We start from the raw sequence: 19,079 nt of genomic DNA, 5'->3' as shown, positions 1-19,079 counted from the left end.
GTTCCGCTAAAATCAAGGGTGAACAAGGTAACTGTTAGTATTAAAAATAAGATTAAAAAAAGCTAATCCTTAAAATAAATTTGAAGCGGTAATGGTTTCAGCACCGCCCATAAATGGACGCAACACTTCAGGAATGGTGATACTGCCATCAGCATTTTGATGGTTTTCCATAATGGCCAATAAAGTACGGCCAACGGCTAAGCCAGAACCATTTAAGGTGTGCGCCAATTCTGTCTTTTTACCGTCTTTGACACGAGTACCCATACGGCGCGCTTGGAAGTCACCACAGTTTGAGCAGCTTGAAATCTCACGGTAGGTATCCTGACTTGGCAACCATACTTCAATATCGTAAGTACGTAGCGCACTAAAGCCCATATCGCCAGTACACAGTTTTACCACACGGTATGGCAGCTCTAACTGCTGTAAAATATACTCTGCTTGAGCAGTCATTTGTTCAAGTAACTCATCTGACTGCGCTGCTGTCGCAATGTTCACCATTTCAACTTTTTCAAATTGATGCTGGCGAATTAAGCCGCGCGTATCACGGCCGTGCGAGCCTGCCTCACTTCTAAAGCAAGGTGTGTGTGCGGTAAATTTAAGCGGTAATTTACTGGCTTCCAAACGCTCACCGCGTACCAAGTTGGTCATAGGCACTTCGGCAGTTGGGATTAAATAAAACCCCATACCATCGTTATTAGTGTGGTTGGTTAACTTGAACAAATCTTCTTCAAATTTAGGCAACTGACCCGTACCCTTTAAGCTATCAGAGTTCACAATATAAGGCACATAGCACTCGGTATAGCCATATTTAACGGTGTGAGTGTTTAACATGAATTGGATTAAAGCTCTGTGCAATTGAGCCAATTGACCCGTTAAAACATTAAAACGGCTGCCGGTTAACTTAGCAGCAGCAGCAAAGTCTAATTGACCTAAGCCTTCACCCACATCGGTATGGTCTTTGATTTCAAAATCGAATTGTTTTGGTGTGCCCCATTTACGGACTTCAACGTTGTCTTCTTCTGACTCGCCTTCTGGCACATCATCGGCTGGGATATTTGGGATTTGCAATGCTGCTTCATTGATTTTATCTTGTAGCGCTTTTAAGTCTTCTTCCGCTTTTTTGATATCACCACTGACTGCTTGCATCTCAGCAAGTAACTCACTGGCATCTTCGCCATTTTTCTTAAGCACACCCACTTGCTTCGCGCCAGCATTACGTTTGGCTTGTAAATCTTCAGTGATGACCTGTAGCGATTTGCGCTGTGATTCCATTTGCTGCCAAAAATCCATATCTAGCTCATAACCACGTTTGGCAAGCTTAGCTTTTAATTCCGTTAAATCTTGGCGTAATAACTTAGGATCAATCATGCGACACCTTTTATTGGGAGTGTAAGAACTTTTTTTAGAAAACTAATTTTTAAAACCTGGACAGAAACTTGAACATAACCACAATGGGGTAATAGCTTTAAGCACTACTTATGTTTGTTTTTAATCATCAAGCTAGGCAATGACAATCGTTAAAATAGCACTCGAAGTAAACCCTAAAATAATGTTGCCTATGATACCAAGACCGAGCATTTTTGACCACGGCAAAACGTCGATATGACCTGAAATTCGTTATAAAAGTATACAATTTTATAATTAGTCATAGCCAAACCGCTGTTTTCTACTCATAGATGCTGCCCTGCTGACTAAGGTCACTTTTTATTTTTATCGGACACGAAGCACATTTAAGCGTTTACTTCGGGGTTTAAAGTTCCAATTGCCCCCAGTTTTCGGTAAGATAGCACTGTCTCAATGACATCGTGCTATTACCCCCAACATGTCATTCTCATTTTATTTTTTGCCCAATTAACATCTTATCCGAGTAATTATATGGCTCTTTACCCTTACACCCTCCAACCTGTTGATATTAATTTGACTGAAGAAGAGTTTCATCAAGCACAATTTGAGTTATTTGAACAAACTAACCCCTCTTTCGGCTTAAAGAATATTAAAGTCAAAGAATGGATTATTATGGCCATTGTCGTAGCAGTTTCTATTGCTGGTCTTGTCTATGTCACAGGATACTCGACTTTTATATTTTACTTGATGCTTGTTTTGGTAGTGGTGTATTTATTGGTACGTACCATAGGCATGAAATGGTATGTCAAAAGAGAGTTTGAAAAACAAATGGCTGAGCAAGAAATGCCAGAGGAAATGAAGCAGTTAAAGCTTGGTGTACAGAAACACGGCTTAATCATGGCGATGCCCTCACCAAATGCTGGACTACAGGCCAATAAAGCCATGCGTGGCATGCAAATGCGTGGTGCAGCGACTCAGCAAGCAGTGATTCCTTGGACAGCGGTTAAAAGCTGGGAAGAAACCGATGACTACATCTTTATGCTGTTTGAGATGCAAGGTCAACAAGGCAGTCAAATTATCCCTAAACGTTTGAAAGCGCAAAAATTCCCTATTGATACGGTACGTACTCACTTACAAGAAGTTGTGCCTATTAGAGGTCTTCAACCTCAAGCCATTGGTCAATAAAAAGATAGCTGCTATTTAAGCAAAGCCTAGATGACACTTTATACAAAACGACCCATTACTTATACAAAATGACCCACTTCGGGTCATTTTTTTGTCACTGATTATCTGTAGAATGCAGTTTCTAACTTAAAATTATTGTTAAATTTAATGGTTTTAGTCCTGACGTTAAGTTTGATAATGAATCCAGTTAATAAACCTTATCATTTGTAAAACCTATTATAACTATTGAAACGTTATATTTAACTTATTATAAAAGCTTTGTTATTATAATAATCGTCAAGGGCAAAGGGGATAAGCCCAATTCATACCCCATATTAAAATACTAAATAAAAAGGATAATTATTATGAGTACCAATCAAATTGGTTTAGAAAAAAAAGACATGACCGCTGTAATCGAAAAATTAAATGGTCTACTTTCAAGCTATCACATTTTTTATATTAACGTGCGTGGCTATCATTGGAACGTGAAAGGTGAACATTTCTTCTCGCTACACCCTAAATTTGAAGAGTTGTACACCAGCCTACAACTTCAAATCGATGAAATTGCAGAACGTGTACTAACCCTGGGTGGCACACCACTTCATGCTTATAGCGACTTTGCTCAACATAGTTCTATTAAAGAAGACAAAGGCGTATTCAATGGTAACGAGTGTGTACGCGGTGTGGTTGCAGGCTTGCAAGAGCTTATCGAAGAGCAGCGTAATGTTTCTGCTACCGCAGCAGAAGCGGAAGACCAAGGCACTGCAGACCTAGTAGATGGCTATGTTCAAGAACAAGAAAAACTGGTTTGGATGTACAACGCTTTCTTAGGCTAATTATTTAGACACCTTGTTTAGATAACTTATTAGACAACTTGTATATAGAATCATCCATTTAACTTAGCCATAAAAAATCCCCCGTATATTACGGGGGATTTTTTTGTGTAACTCTTTCGCTTAGAACTTATAAAGTTATGAAGTTTACAGTAGGAAGAAATAAGCCCAACAAGCGACCACTAGTGACGATACGATATTTAATACCATACCCACTCGGACCATTTCAGACTGTTTGATCAGACCCGTACCAAATACGATGGCATTTGGTGGTGTGGCCACAGGCAACATGAAGGCACAAGAGGCGCCGATACCAATAATCATCACCAATACTTCAGTAGGTAGACCCATTTGCTCTGCAATCGCCACAAAAACAGGCACTAGTAACGCTGCTGAAGCAGTGTTTGACGCAAACTCTGTCAAGAAAATAATGAAAGCAGCAACCGCTAACATGACTAAGAATAAAGGCGTTGTCATCAGTGCGTTGGCCACAGTTTCGCCCATCACTAAAGAAGCACCAGAAGACTTCAATATGTTAGACAAAGCGATACCACCACCGAATAACATGAGCACGCCCCAGTCAGTGTTGTCTGAAACTTGTTTCCAAGATACCAAGCCAAAACTCACCACAGCCACTGCAGCACATAGCGCGATAATAGAATCAATATCAGCAATGTCTAGCATCTCACCCAGTTTATTACCAAATATCCAGCACAATGCCGTTGTTATAAATACGACGATGGTAATAATTCTTGGTGTGGTCCAAGGAATTTCAGGTTGATTCACGCTGCTGATACGCACATTTAAATTAGGTTTTAATACCAGATACATCGCACCTAATAATAAAGGCGTTAGTACAAATGTCAGGGGCAAACCAAACTTCATCCAATCCACAAATGAGATGTCTAATGCTTTGGCAGCAATAGCATTTGGCGGAGAACCAACAATGGTTCCTAGCCCGCCCAAACTTGCAGAATAGGCGATACCCAGCAGTACAAACACAAAGGTGCCACGGTCTTTTTGACGATCTACCTGTGACAACATACCAATCGCTAAGGGCAACATCATGGCCGCTGTTGCGGTATTCGATATCCACATAGAGAGCATTGCTGTGGCAAAGAATATCAGCACCACGGCGTTGCCTAATTTTCCACCAGACAAAGAGATTAATTTTAAAGCAATCTTTTCATCTAGCTTCTGCACATGTAAAGCAGCTGCTAACGCAAATCCCCCAAAGAACAGGTAGATAGTTGGGTTTGCAAAACTCGATAAGGCCGACTTGGTATCAAATTCTGGAATACCGATTGCCACGCCGACAATGACCACCAGAATGGCAGTAATGGTGACATGCAATGCTTCAGTTAACCATAGCATCCCGATGAACACCAACATCGCCAAGCCCTTATTGACATCGGTTTCAAAAGGTAGAACATTAAAAAGTATCAAACTAATGACAGCCGCAATAGCGGTAATAATCAGACCTTTTCCTGTTCCTTTAGGAAAAGTATCGGTAAATAGGTACTCATTACCATCATGGGGTAGATGGCTGTCTAAATTGTCATTAGCACCCGGTGGCGGGGTCGGTTTCATATTAGACTGTGACATACAATGTCCTTATAAAAATTACTCATAACACGTGTGAGAAATACTATTAGATAACCTCTAAAAAATAAGAGGTTATTAGCTTTTGTGTCAAATAGACCGTAAATATTTACTATAATAATTAATTATTGTAATTTTGATAGATTAAAAAGTCACTAAACATTTCTAAAAAGTTACTATTATGAGTTATGGTATGTGACTCAAACCATAGGTGATATCAAAATCGACTAAAACTTAAGCGTGGCTCGATAATAAAATTTAAGATTAATGCCAAGCATAAAACGATAAATATAAGGAGGTCCTTTGACTACGGATTCAAGACACCAGGCGCTGCATAAGCAGAATAGCCATCACTGGGCCGAAGGGTTCAAAAGAAGCCTCCCAGTCGCCATGGGATATTTACCTGCTGGCATTGCTTTCGGTGTGCTTGCTCAAGTAGCCGGTATTCCGGTGTGGGCGACAATTATGCTGAGTGTCGTGCTTTATGCTGGCGCTGCTCAATATGCGTGTCTGCCGATGCTCAGCGCAGGCTTACCTATTGGCAATATTGCCACCAATATTGCCGCGATTAATCTACGTCATGTGTTTTATGCCATGCCTTTGTTGCAGTCTTTGCCTCACAACAAGTTGGCCAAAACCTATTGTCTATTTGCTCTTACCGATGAAACTTTTTCAGTAATGACCAGCTTGCCACAGCAATCGCGACAAGCATTGATGCTGCCCATAAGCTTGTTTAATCAAATGTGGTGGGTAGTAGCGGGTGCTATTGGGGTGCTAATCGGCAGTACACTAAGTGATTTGATCCCGCATTTAGACTTTGCACTGGTCTGTCTATTTGCCATATTAGCGTATGAGCAATTTCAAAGTATCAAACGTTATTTTCCAATCGTTATTGCCATCGTATCACTGGCTATCGCCTCATTATTTACCGATAACTGGCTATTATTAATGGCGATTACCATTTGTATGATTTTGATTTTAGGTCGTGGATTTTGGATAGAACGCACTGTGACAGGAGTCAATAATGACCAGTAGTTATCTTATTTTGGCAACTTTGGCGATGGCTGGTGTCACTTTCATTACTCGTGCCCTTCCCGCTTTAATCCCTAGAAAGCTGCTCGACACCCCTTGGCTACATAGACTGAATGAAAGTCTGCCTCTATCCGTCATGGTATTACTAATTTTAACCAGTCTCTCCTATAAGGACGTGTCAGCCTCGACCGGCTTTAATAGTCCTGAGTTGCATTTATTACTGGCTCAAATTGGGGCGCTGATTTCGGTGTTGCTTATTTACCATCTCAGTCGCCAGTTATTAATCAGTATGATTGTGGGTATTGCCGCCCTTAATGCGCTACTTTGGCTATTTAATGGAACATTGGGCTAATCATTTTATTTATTAGGTTCATAAACTCAAAGACTCTGAAGGTTAGTGGCTTGGAAAATTAGTGGCTTGGAAAGTCAGTGACTTAGAAAATCTGTGGCTTAGAAACACAATTGAACCTATCAAACTAAAATTTTAGTTTGTAAAACCCCTTAAATTATTAGTCATCCATAACCTTTGTTTCTATAAACGCTCAAAAGTATTTTATCGACTCAATTTTTAGAATATCTATGCTATGGTATGAGTCTTATTACCAGTTACCTTGATAATAGGAAAAAAATAAGCATGAACTCCTCTACTAGAAATGAACATGATTTACTTGGTGAACGTGATATTCCTTCAGATGCCTACTATGGTATTCAGACTTTACGTGCCTATGAAAACTTTAATATTAGTAAAGTACGCTTGCATCAATTCTCTCCCTTCATTAGAGCATTTGCTACAGTTAAAAAAGCAGCAGCCATTACCAACCATAAAGTTGGCGTTCTAGATGAAGCCAAAAAAGAGGCGATTGTCGCCGCTTGTGATGACTTAATCGCAGATAAGCTACATGACCAATTTATTATTGATATGTTCCAAGGCGGTGCAGGCACGTCGACCAACATGAACGTCAATGAGGTTATTGCCAACCGTGCTTTGGAAATTATGGGGCATGAAAAAGGCGAATATCACTACCTACACCCTAACAACCATGTGAACTTGTCTCAGTCTACCAATGACTCTTATCCTACGGCACTGAAACTTGCCTTAGACTTCTATTGTGAGCGTCTATTGAGCAAAATGGACCTGTTGATTGAAAGTTTCTTAAATAAAAAAGAAGAGTTGGGCCATAGATTAAAAATGGGACGCACCCATTTGCAAGATGCGGTACCTATGACTGCAGGCCAAGAGTTCAATGCTTTTGCCACCATGATTAAGGCGGAGAAGAAACGTATTGAACAGGTACGTGAGCTGCTTTATGAAATTAATATGGGTGCCACCGCTATTGGTACGGGTATTAATGCGCCGACTAACTACCCTCAAACTTGTGCTGAAGTATTAAGAGAGCTCACCGGTAAGCCTTACTATACCTCTGACGATTTGGTTCAAGCCACCCAAGACACTAGTGCCTATGTTGCGTTATCGGGTAATTTGCGTCTGTTAGCCACTCGATTATCAAAAATCGCCAACGATATCCGTTTGCAGTCTTCAGGCCCTCGTGCTGGTCTGGGTCAATACCGCATTCCTCAAATGCAGCCTGGTAGCTCGATTATGCCAGGTAAAGTGAACCCCGTTATCCCAGAAGTGGTGAACCAAGCTTGTTTCCATATTATGGGCATTGACCATACGATCGCTACGGCTTCTGAAGCCGGTCAGCTGCAGCTCAACGTATTTGAACCAGTAATGGCTTTCAACTTATTCACCGGCCTTGTGATGTTAAGTAATATTTGTGAGACGTTTGCCACTCGCTGTATTGATGGTATTGAAATGAATGAAGACTATTGTCGTCAGCAGGTGTTAAGTAATATTGGTCTGGTAACCGCACTAAACCCTCACTTGGGCTATGAAGTATCTACCCGTATTGCCAAAAAAGCACAAGAAACCGGCGGTAGTATTTACAATATCGTTTTAGAAGAGAAGCTGTTGGATCAGGAGACTTTAGATCAGATCATTTCTCCTGAAAACATGGTATATCCATTGCTAAAACAAAATGCTGAAGGTTAGTTATTTGCTGTTAATAATTCAATACTAACTATAAGGTGGGAGAGTTAAAATTAGAGGGTAGACAAACTTCATATTGATAATTTTTCATTTTTTAAGTAGCCTACTTTTTTTAACTCCCCTCAAGGAACGATTCATGAAAAAATTATTAGCAGTTTCAGCCATGATGGCATCTATAGCATTAACCGGCTGTGCCGCTACTGGCACTACTGCTGATGCAAGCAATACTGTGGGTACTGCCACCAACGTAGGTATGAATATCTTCAGAACAGCGGTAGATGCACAGTGCCGTAGTGAGCTTGAAAAGCAAAATGCGTGGCGTATTGCACGAGTGGCCATGAACTCTGAGCAAGAAGAAGTGGCAAAAACTAAGATTTGCGGCTGTGTCAGTGAGCAAGCACCTCAGCAAATCACTGTGGTAGATATGACCAATGCTGCATTAGACCCTCAATACCGTGCACAGTTGGTTACTAAGGTTGTGGCAAAATCTCTGCAGACTTGCTACGCTAGTTTTACCAAATAGAGTCCAAACTTGTTAGCGTTAATAGCGTATGACTGCATAGCGTAAAAGCCAGTGGCGTACGGATTAGTTAGTCGCTCATCAATTAGGTCTACTTCGTTTATATGAATTAGCCTTAGATTTAGACCAATAAAAAAGAGGGGGAATACTCCCCCTCTTTTTTTATGCGCATAACCTTTTAAGTTATCACTAAATAGTTCATTAGACAACTCATTCAATAGGCCACCAAATAGCTTGTTAAACAAGCAATCACTAAGCCGCCCTTAAGCAATCAGCTCTGCCTCTTTTTGCTGTTGCGTAAATCTATGCTGAACCTCTATATTCGCTAAATTATAATCAGAGAGCTGCTGATGCAAATTAACCACATCACCCATAATTAATAAAGCGGGTGTCGGTAACTTTGCCAGTAATTGCTTAGCTGCAATGTCATCAAGTGTGCCAATCAAAACCTGTTGTGTCGGCAGACTGGCATGGCTTACCACCGCAAAAGGAGTATCTCCCGATCGACCTGCTCGTATTAACCCATCAGTTAACCCCGCTAAGCGATTCAATCCCATATACAACACTACTGTTTGCGTCGGGTCCAACATTTCACTGAAGTCTTCATTGGGACAATTGGTCTTTTTGAAGGCAGTTACGAACTTGACCGATTGAGCACAGTGACGATGTGTTAATGGAATTGAGCTACTACTGGCCGCGGTAATACCTGGAATAGACTCAAAATATACACCGTTTTCTACGACAGTTTGTAATTCTTCCCCGCCTCTACCAAAAATAAAAGGATCTCCGCCTTTTAGACGCACCACGCATTTCCCGGCTTGAGCATGGGTCACCAACAGTTGATTAATCTGCTCTTGTGGTAGCGCATGATTATCACAGCGTTTGCCGACAAAAATTTTGGTTGCTTGTTGAGAGCACATATCTAAGATATCTTCGGAAACCAAGCTGTCATAAAGTACGACATCCGCCTGTTGCATTATCCGATAAGCTTTTAGGGTAAGCAGCTCAGGATCACCAGACCCGGCGCCCACCAGATACACCACCCCTTTTTTGGCTTGTTTTACCTTATCTTCCGCTTTAATTATGGGTAATTCATTGCCATAGTCATAAGGTGTTAAAGGTAGCTTTGAGCGACCCTTTATTACCTGTGCAGAATTTAGGGTCGAAATATCAAAATGGGTCATGCTTGGTGTGCTCCTGGCATCATGTATTTTAGCAACCGGCTAATTTAACTGTTGTTTCACTCAGTTCTAAACCGTGCTGATAACCAAGACGTTGCAAATGACATGCCAGCGTTACTCTTTATCTTCAAATCAAACTAGGATAATCCTACCATTTAAGCCAGCTCTACTGTTTTATCGGAACGACATTGTTTAATAAGCTCATTGATTTGACCCACACAAGAGCCACAATTAGTGCCTGCCTGACATAATTTACCAACGCTAATGGCATCATCACATTCCTCAGAGGTAATGGCATTAATAATGGTATTTTCACCCACACCCATACAAGCACAAACTAACGGGCCTGGGTCAACATAGCCACTAGCGGGTTTACCGGCCAGTAGCCATTTCACAGAAGGTACGTCACTTAAATCAGCAAAGCAGCTATTCAGCCAATGTATACTAGGCAACTGTTCCGATTGCGGTGCAATGTACACTGCCAGCATTAGCTGTTCTTCTAGTTGAGCAGAAGACGACGCCAATTCTATGGCAGCAGGTTGACGAACGACATAGCGTAATTGCTGAGCGGCTTCATAAATCATAATGCTAGTGTCAAGCTCAGCCCACTCATCATCTAATCTATCAGGGCTATGAGACTTATCTAGCTTATCTAGGTTATCCAATTTATCTGAGCTATATAAGTTTTCTGAATTAGAACGCTGATGTGTGCTCACAACCGACGCGACAAACTGCTGCCAAAATTCGGCGGTCAACCAAGCGTCGCTCATCTGCTCAGTACCAGTGGCTAAATTAATTAAGATACTGTCTTGCTGACGACTGATACTCCATATTAAATTAGGCACCGATACTGCTGCCTGTGATTGATCAGACGTCAATTCAGTAAGTTGACGCAACTGCACCAAGGCAGGAGCTAGCCATTCAGGATGCACCAAAATACGGCCAACTGATTTTATAGGCAATGGCTGAACTACTATGACCGAATTTTTTAATTCAGGTTGTGCCGATAGGGGATCAACTTTAGTGGGAATAAGCGTCCCCACTCGTGCCAAGCTGGCAAAGGCATCACTCCAATGCATCGGCATAAAGCTATCGCCTAGACGCATGTCTTCGCTAACCTCTACTTGAGCCACTACCGTTGAGCACTCTGTTACTTGCGTGGTGTCCGCTTTAATCGAAACAAAATCATTATTATCAACCCCCAAAGCCTCTGCATCTTGAGGATGTAAAGTCAAAGTCGGTACAGTCTGTTGTTGATTCAACTTTGGTGCTAAAGCAGTCCGCGTCATGGTATGCCATTGGTCACGCAGTCTACCGGTAATTAAGCGTAGCTTTAAACCGTCATCAACATTCTGGGTTAAACCCAGGCCTAGGGTGTTTTTTTTAGTTTGTTTTTCAGCCTTAGACTTTGTTTTATTATTATCGTTGATAGGGGAAAATCTATTAACAGCACTAGCCTGTTGTGGCGGGGTAATGGCAACTAGCTTAGGCTTGGCATGCTTAAAATCAGGGTCAATGATATTAATATGCTGCCCACCCCATTGCAGAGGACTCATAGAGTCGTAAGGTTGATTGTGTTTTTCTAGTTCAGCCATTAAATCTAACTGTCTTGGATATTTGATGTTTTCATGACTGGTTAATGCGGCATGCTCTAAGAAAATTTCACTAGGTTCAGTATAATCAAACCCTTTAAATCCCATACGTTTTGCCACTTGTGAGAAAATCCACCAATCTGGCTTTGAGTCGCCTACGCCTGATACAAGACAACGCTGACGAGATATTCGACGTTCAGAATTGGTTACTGTGCCTGATTTCTCACTCCAAGATTGCGCCGGCAAGACAATATCAGCACAGCGTAAGGTATCACTGTCTTTAGAGCATTCAGAGACGATTACCAAATCACAGGCCGCTAAGGCTTGGCGAAACTTATTTGCCTCAGGTAGGCTCACTACAGGATTGGTAGCCACAATCCAAATCGCTTTTACTTTTCCATCAAGGATGGCATCCGCTACATCGCAAGCCTTAACCCCTACCTTAGGCGCTATGGGTTGGGGTGATTGCCAAAACTTACCCACTGACTGACGATGCTCTTTAATATCTAACTGTAAATGGCCAGCCAGTAGATTTGCCAATGCCCCTACTTCACGCCCGCCCATAGCATTCGGTTGACCCGTCAATGAAAAAGGACCTGCACCTTTTTTACCAACGCGGCCTGTCAGCAGATGGCTATTGATAATAGCATTCACTTTATCAGTGCCACTACTAGACTGATTCACTCCCATGCTAAACGCTGTTACTGTTTTGTCATTGGCGGCGACCAACTTGTAAAACTGCTCAATCTTTTCAGCATCTAGCTGGGTGGCTTTAGCAACCGACTCTATGTCCCATAAATTAGCAGCAGTCACTGCCTGCTCTACGCCATCACACTGTGAGGCATATTCAGAATCGGTGCAGCCATTTTCTTCTAAGTATTTAAGCAAACCATTATATAAGTGAGTATCAGTACCAGGCGCAATGGGCAAATGCAAATCGGCAAATTCGCAAGAATCAGTCCGTCTCGGATCAATAACGATTAATTTTTTATTAGGGTTTTCTTGTTTGGCTTGCAAAAATCGACCAAACAAAATGGGATGGCACCACGCCATATTAGAGCCGACTAGCACCAATAAGTCACAGGCTTCAAAATCGGTATAACTACCCGGTACTAAATCGGCACCAAAAGCTCTTTTATGACCGGCAACCGCCGACGACATACACAGGCGAGAATTTGAATCAATATTATTACTGCCGATAAAGCCTTTCATCAGCTTATTGGCCACATAGTAATCTTCAGTCAGTAGCTGACCAGACACATAGAACATCACACTTTCTGGCCCATGTTTTGCGATAGTATCACTTAAGCGACTGGCCACATCGTCCAAAACAGTATCCCAATCTGAGCTTTGCTGATTAAGACTATTAGCCGATGACTTAGGCTCGATTGATCGAGCCGCTTGAGTTGACTGCACCAACTGCATGCTAGCTTTTTTGTTTTGATAATAAGGTTGAGTTAACCGGCGCTCAGTCCCTAAAGTCTCGGCCAGATTACTGCCCTTAGAACACAGCTTACCAAAATTGGCAGGATGCTCTGGATCACCTTTTACACTCACCTGTCCTGTCATGTTATCTATAGTTGCCAATACGCCACAGCCCACACCGCAATAAGGACAAGTGGTGCGTACCGTCCGTTTCGACTCAAACTCTGAGTGAGAGTCGGAAGTATCGCTAGGCAAAGTTAAAGTAGCTATACTGTCTGGGATATTCGGGCTATTAAAACTTGCTTTGGCTTTAGGCTGGCTGGTTTGGCTATTTTTGATAATATTCTCGCTATTTTGTAGTGATATCTGCTGGTAGAACACTTATAAAACTGAAACTTAGGTACGCTATACATTGTATTTATTGCCTGCATTAAAAGGCATCTTGTTCTGGTTAAGCCACTTCATCATCACTTGGTTGATTGTCGGCTTTAATCACCGACTTAGGCTTCTCATTAAGCGCTGTCGCAGAATTGGTCACTGGATCAACGGCTATACTTTCCTTATCTTCAGCTTGTTGATCCAATAATGATTGGCAATAAGCAGCCCCAAAGATCAAAGCGTCTTTAAATTCAGAAACATCAATTTGTTCATTAATCAGCTGACTATAGAAGTTACCATCACTGGTCTCTCCATACAGTACAGCCCCTATCAACCGATTATCTTTTAGGTAAAGACAATGGTATTGATCGCTATTCACCTGACGATAAATAATTTGTTCAATAGACGCTAATTCTGACTCATCAAACTCAATTTTTCCTGATGAAAAGACGGCAATGCCAGATACTTTAAGTTTTAATGATAAAGGGGTGCTAACAAAAGGTGGCCACTTTGATTTTGATGCTTGCTGAGTCAATACGGCGACGAGAGTACCAACATGCTGATTGACTGAGGACACCATGCCGAAAAGTTCCTCATTAATTTCTATACACTCGCCTATGGCATAGACATTTTGACAATTGCTGTGCATATATTCGTCTACCACAATACCTCGATTAACTTCTATACCACTATCTTCAGCTAGTTGGGTGTTGGGTATAATGCCCACAGCCATAACGATAAAATCAGCAGGTAACGTTCTGCCATCTTTAAGGCTTAGTCCTGTCACTTCATTGCTAGCATTCACTTCAATACCCGTGGTCATCGCCGAAACTTCCAAACCCACTTCTCTACGAGCAAGCTCTTGTTGCAGCATTAATGCCGCAGGCAAGTCCAACTGGCGATTGAGTACAAAATTATCAACATGTATCACGGTCATGTTCGCCCCTTGTGATGACAACGCACAAGCCGCTTCTAAACCCAGTACACCGCCCCCAATTACCAATCCCGTTTTACCCTGCTTAGCATAGTCAGTAAGTACAGTCACATCGGCGACATCTCGAAAAACGTGTACTCCTTTGGCCTCATGATTTGTAAAAGGAATGACTCGGGCAGTTGACCCTGTTGCGATAACCAGCTTGCCATAGTCGATCCTCTGCCCATTATCTAAGGTCAGCGTTTGATTATCAGTATCTATACGCTCGACTTCTACACCTGCTAATACAGTTATACCCAAGCGTTCATAGTCACTCTTGTCATATAAATAAGTCTCCTCAAACGAGGTCTCGCCTGCTAAGACCGGTGATAACATAATTCGGTTATAGCCCACTTCAGACTCTTTACTAATCAAAGTAATCTTAGGACTTTCGGCAGTAGTCTGTTGTTGCCACGTAGTGGCTAACTGAATCGCCAAACGACTGCCTGCCATCCCTGCCCCCACAATGACTACCTCATTTGACAAGTCGCTTAAGTTTGATAAGTCGCTTAGTGATTGACTTAATGAATCGCTTAACGAACTGTCTAATGATAGGCCATTAAATTGATCTGCTAGAGATTGCGACTGCGCGATGGTGCGGGCGTTGACTGGAGCTGGCATGAGAGACCTTAGCCACTGAGGCGGCGATTGAAATAGTCATCACCAATTATTTTTCTCAACCTACTTAGTTATCGGGCTCAAACGCGCTCCATAAACTAGCTGGTGGGTAGAAACTTAATCAGTAATAAAACAATAATTACACTCTGTACCAAGCAAATGCCGTGCCATACCAATAAAGGATTTCTTTTGATCAGCGGTTCTGGGTCGGATAAAGAAGCACTATGATCTGGATTAAAATCTTGTAAAAATTCTCCAATCGCTTGATGACGAACGTTGGTATTACGATGAAGAGCACGCAGTAAGGCTTGCTGACTGGTGGCTGGGACTTGTTTTTGATTCAGTAAACGCGAGGGTACGACCAAAGCATCAGAGGCAGACATGAGCATTTGTGAGGTAAATGGCCGGCTACCTGTGAGTAACTCAAAGCCTATGACTGCAATCGAAAATAAATCAGAGTGCACTCCTTTAGGTGCATCTGTGTAGTATTCTGGTGCAGCGTAATGCAGATCGCCAACTGGTGGCCGAGTATTGTCTTTTAGGATAGAGGATGCCACTGACCCAAAATCAATCAGCTTTACTGCCCCTGATTTGGTTAATAATAAGTTCTCTGGCTTAATATCCTGATGCAATAGATAATTGCGGTGCATTACCCGCACTGCCATCCCAATTTTGGTCAATAAATCATGGGTTTGCCACACATCGCAAGGACCATTTCGATCCATAAAGGCGCGCAGACTCTCGCCTTCTATATATTCGGTAAGGTGGTACAAATAGGTTGAGCTGGCAGGTACGGGGTAATAGCGTAATAAACCTGACTCACCCAATGCAGAGCCCCCCATTGACTCAGTAGGGTCGATTTGATTATAAGCGGGCTCACCTGCCCGCCTGTGTCTTGATAGACTTAATCCAATTTTGCGTTCTTTCAAAAAGCTACGCAGATACTCTCCATCCTCGACCGTTCTTAGGCTGGGAGACTTTAGGACATACTCTTGTCCTGCACTGTCTTCTACCAAATATACTTCACTACGGGCCGTCCGAGCAATAATAGCTTTTACTTCAAAGCCATCAATACTGTCATTGACCTGTAGCCCTGTGGGCAGCTTATATTGTACTGGTACATTACTGTCATTATCGTCCTCGGAGAACAGGCTGCTGTCCTGACTTGGCTCATCAACACTCATTGAGCTATCTATGTTCTTTAAGCTGGATGTGCCTTTATCTTTATCTTTATCTTTTCGAGTATTCTTTAGCTTAATGCTTGAGGAAAGACCCATACCGAGCATAATAATAGTTAGATTATCATTACTGCCCTCTTGATAGGCATGGCGACAGAATTGCTCACTCAAATCCCATTTTTTAAGAAGGTTCCAATTGGGAGTATTTTCTAATTGGGTAGCAGCTGCACTAAACTCAAACTGCATGTCAACAGGATTAAGATGTTCATAAACGCCATCGGTCATTAGGGCTAAATATTCGTTTTGGTGCAGGGTAAACACTGTTTGCTGTAAATCAACGCTGGTATCTGCCCCTAGAGCTGCCGATAATGCCCCTTTATCTTGCCCATGATGGATACGATGGTCTTCACTGAGCACCGTAGTTCTATCTACGCTCAAACGGTAGATGCGCGAATCACCAGTATGAAACAGATAAACCCTATCACCAATGCACAGCACACCAGATAGCGTTGACAATAAAGGGGCAACCCGCTCATAAGACTGCGAAAAGTACATTGCGTCATTCGCTTTAATGACTGCTGACTTGATAATGCCTGCCACACTTTCATCATCAAAAATGACTTTAAAACTTTGCTCATTAAATTGTCGTGTTTCTACCACAGCTTGATGTTGTAAACGAATCAAGCCCTTAATAACATGCTCGGCCACAGTCTCAACCGCCAATTTACTCGCCTGTTTGGGAAACTGGCAGGCACTGACCCCATCTGCCAAAACAGCAAGTACCGGCAACTGCTCTGGTCTAAGCTTAATTTTGGGGCTATGGGCTTGATTGTCCTGTTGAATATGGTCTAATTTGTCCTGTTCAATCTGTTCTAAATAGCTTAATAAACAGGTGGTAATCAATAAACTGTCTTGATTTTCAGACTTACGTCCTGCCATGGTATAAAAATCAAACCACCAACCTGTTGATTGTTGGTGTTTTTGATTTGGTTTAATAGACTTAATGGGCTCATTAGTTTTGCGTTCGGGGTTATTAACAGTCGTTTTAGAGACAGGTAAAGCGGTACTAGTAGCAGTTTTTTTATTCGGTTCATTCGATAAGAGCTCTATAGTGGGCACTTTTATTCCTTATTAAAATTTGGCAATATCGCTCCGTCATCCATAACTTTTTTATTGCTTAAAAATTTCAGCTAAAAAGCAGTTAAGGTATAAAGCTTACTGTAAACTTTATACCTTAAAATGTAGCGCTCAATAAGCTTGGATAAGTGATCTATCCAGACTTAGCCAGCTGAATAGTCTTTAAATTAAGTCACACTAATTTCAGCAAAGCTACCATCTGGCATCTCTTCTACGATGACACCTGAAGGTTCTTTTAATAAAAATAAAGCTAAGAAACCAATCACTGCAGTAGCGGCAATAACCATAAAGAACACTTGATAAGACACTAAGCTTAAAACCGTTAAATAGACCACAGAGCCTACGTTGCCATAAGCACCGGTCATGCCAGCGAACTGACCTGTCATACTGCGTTTAATCAAAGGAATAACCGCAAATACTGCGCCCTCACCTGCTTGCACGAAGAATGAACAAAACATAGTAATAAGCAACGCCAAAGCGATCGGCCAAGTCGAGTCAACCATTCCCATTAAGAAGTAACCAATGGCCAGACCGGCTGTCAAAATAAGTAGCGTGCTTTTACGACCAAAACGATCACTTAACCAACCGCCACCTGGACGAGACATTAAATTCATAAAGGCATACGAAGATGCTAATAGACCCGCAGCAACCACGGATACTTCAAAAGTTTCTAGATAAAAAAGCGGTAACATTGACACCACGGCCAACTCAGAACCAAAGGTAGCAAAATATAAAATGTTTAACACGCCGACTTGTTTGAAATCATAACGCTGTGCTTCTGGTACTTCTGTGGTGAATACTTCTTTGTTAAATCGATAGCTACTCACAAACTCATAAACATACAGTAGCGCTAAGCCAATGTAGATAAAGTTTACCGCTGTCTGACTCAATAAACTAACACCAGTGGGTGACAGCTTCCAAGCCAGTAGCGCCAAGGCTAAATACATAGGAAGTTTGAACACCATCATTAACCAGAAATCACCTTTAGAGGTTACCCCCATCGCACCAGACTTCTTAGGTTTAAAATAAGTTGAGCCCTTAGGTGTGTCGCGTACGAATTTGTAAAATAAAATACTGTATAGACCCATAACGACGCCTGAAGTGGCACAAGCATAGCGCCAGCCTTCATCCCCACCAAACCAAGCCGCAAAGCCAATCGCCAGTGTCGGTAATAGCATTGCTGCTGCTGCTGAACCGAAGTTACCCCAACCGCCATAGATGCCTTCTGCAGCACCTAATTCGCTGGCAGGAAACCAGTCACTGATTAAACGAATACCTACCACGAAGCCTGCCCCAACGAAGCCTAAAATGAAACGTGATAAGGCAAGGGTTGTATAGTCTTGGGCAAACGCGAACGTAAAACAGGGAATTACTCCGAGCGCTAAAATACAGGTATAGACGATCCGTGGTCCAAACTTATCGGTTAGCATCCCGATAATAACGCGAGCAGGAATGGTTAAAGCCACGTTTAAGATAAGTAAGGTTTTAACTTGTTGCTTGGTTAAATCCAGAGTTTCTCCAATAGCGGAAAGAAAAGGGGCATGGTTAAACCAAACGAAAAAGGTAAGGAAAAAGGCCATCCACCCTAAATGTAGGATTTTATTTTTACCAGCAAAAGATAAGACATTGAGCTTATCTTTTGTGGGTGGTACGGGGGTTGCAGACGACATACTTGCTTCCTTTTATGAAATAAATTGTCTGTGTCTCCAAATAAAAACAGACTTATTTACATTAAATTAGACCTTAAAATATAAGAAAAATAAAATATAACTTAATGTTTACTTAATAAGGTTGTTGCAAGCTACGTGCCATGTATTTGTTATTTAGATAAATTTTATAGTTAGCTATTTATTTTATCGTTAACTCTTTAAAGAAGATTTAATGCTTTGCTCTGAAATAGCCCTTATATGACAATTTAATTTTATTAAGCACCAAATTAACGCCTTTCATAAAAAAACATCCAACTCCCTATCAAGCTATTGCTTCCTTTTATAAGAGAACATTTAGGGTGTTTAATGATGTCCAATACAAAAAATATGAACATTTACCACG

13 protein-coding genes are annotated in these 19,079 nt (G+C 41.7%); 6 read left to right on the top strand and 7 right to left on the bottom strand.

The annotated features are described in order from the left end of the window. Window positions 1-69 precede the first annotated feature (69 nt). A complete protein-coding gene (serS, locus tag LK453_RS09520; RefSeq protein ID WP_201534404.1) occupies window positions 70-1,368 on the bottom strand; it encodes a serine--tRNA ligase in 1,299 nt (432 codons plus the stop codon). Window positions 1,369-1,875: 507 nt separating this feature from the next. On the opposite strand from serS, the gene LK453_RS09515 reads away from it, so the two are divergent. Next, window positions 1,876-2,529: a YcxB family protein gene (locus LK453_RS09515; RefSeq protein WP_007395150.1), complete on the top strand. Its 654-nt coding sequence runs from the start codon at window positions 1,876-1,878 to the stop codon at window positions 2,527-2,529. 344 nt (window positions 2,530-2,873) lie between these two features. Next, entirely contained in the window at window positions 2,874-3,344 is a 471-nt protein-coding gene (locus LK453_RS09510; protein WP_007395151.1) for a Dps family protein, read from the top strand. A 144-nt stretch (window positions 3,345-3,488) separates the two neighbouring features. Here the strand turns inward: LK453_RS09510 and LK453_RS09505 are convergent, their stop codons facing one another. Then, entirely contained in the window at window positions 3,489-4,946 is a 1,458-nt protein-coding gene (locus LK453_RS09505; protein WP_201528463.1) for an SLC13 family permease, read from the bottom strand. A 387-nt stretch (window positions 4,947-5,333) separates the two neighbouring features. Between LK453_RS09505 and LK453_RS09500 the strand changes: the two genes are divergently transcribed. From LK453_RS09500 to LK453_RS09485, 4 genes are all read left to right on the top strand, one after another. Further along, the gene (locus tag LK453_RS09500; RefSeq protein WP_007395153.1) at window positions 5,334-5,978 is read left to right on the top strand and encodes an AzlC family ABC transporter permease; all 645 of its coding nucleotides are present in this window, start codon (window positions 5,334-5,336) and stop codon (window positions 5,976-5,978) included. Beyond that, entirely contained in the window at window positions 5,968-6,327 is a 360-nt protein-coding gene (locus tag LK453_RS09495) for an AzlD domain-containing protein (protein WP_007395154.1), read from the top strand. The genes LK453_RS09500 and LK453_RS09495 overlap by 11 nt, the downstream gene beginning before the upstream one ends. 282 nt (window positions 6,328-6,609) lie before the next feature. Continuing rightward, complete coding sequence (locus LK453_RS09490; RefSeq protein ID WP_227674397.1) at window positions 6,610-8,028, top strand: aspartate ammonia-lyase; 1,419 nt, start codon at window positions 6,610-6,612, stop codon at window positions 8,026-8,028. Between the two features lie 133 nt (window positions 8,029-8,161). Continuing rightward, the gene (locus LK453_RS09485) at window positions 8,162-8,548 is read left to right on the top strand and encodes a hypothetical protein (protein ID WP_007395156.1); all 387 of its coding nucleotides are present in this window, start codon (window positions 8,162-8,164) and stop codon (window positions 8,546-8,548) included. Window positions 8,549-8,808: 260 nt separating this feature from the next. Here the strand turns inward: LK453_RS09485 and cobA are convergent, their stop codons facing one another. The 5 genes from cobA to LK453_RS09460 all read right to left on the bottom strand — a co-directional run bounded on the left by cobA (window position 8,809) and on the right by LK453_RS09460 (window position 18,697). Continuing rightward, window positions 8,809-9,729, bottom strand: a complete 921-nt coding sequence (gene cobA / locus LK453_RS09480) for a uroporphyrinogen-III C-methyltransferase (protein ID WP_201541756.1) — start codon at window positions 9,727-9,729, stop codon at window positions 8,809-8,811. 152 nt (window positions 9,730-9,881) lie between these two features. Beyond that, complete coding sequence (locus tag LK453_RS09475; RefSeq protein WP_007395159.1) at window positions 9,882-13,124, bottom strand: molybdopterin-dependent oxidoreductase; 3,243 nt, start codon at window positions 13,122-13,124, stop codon at window positions 9,882-9,884. 70 nt (window positions 13,125-13,194) lie between these two features. Next, window positions 13,195-14,715 (bottom strand): NAD(P)/FAD-dependent oxidoreductase, encoded by a 1,521-nt coding sequence (locus LK453_RS09470; RefSeq protein WP_007395160.1) that lies wholly within the window; start codon window positions 14,713-14,715, stop codon window positions 13,195-13,197. Window positions 14,716-14,810: 95 nt separating this feature from the next. After that, a complete protein-coding gene (locus tag LK453_RS09465; protein WP_007395161.1) occupies window positions 14,811-17,009 on the bottom strand; it encodes a bifunctional protein-serine/threonine kinase/phosphatase in 2,199 nt (732 codons plus the stop codon). A gap of 185 nt (window positions 17,010-17,194) precedes the next feature. Then, window positions 17,195-18,697 carry a NarK family nitrate/nitrite MFS transporter gene (locus LK453_RS09460; protein WP_201528451.1) on the bottom strand — a complete coding sequence of 501 codons (1,503 nt, stop codon included), beginning with the start codon at window positions 18,695-18,697 and terminating at the stop codon, window positions 17,195-17,197. Between the last annotated feature and the right edge of the window lie 382 nt (window positions 18,698-19,079).

This window comes from Psychrobacter sanguinis (genome assembly GCF_020736705.1).
GTDB classification, from domain to species: domain Bacteria; phylum Pseudomonadota; class Gammaproteobacteria; order Pseudomonadales; family Moraxellaceae; genus Psychrobacter; species Psychrobacter sanguinis.
This window is presented reverse-complemented; position numbering and strand designations above follow the sequence as displayed.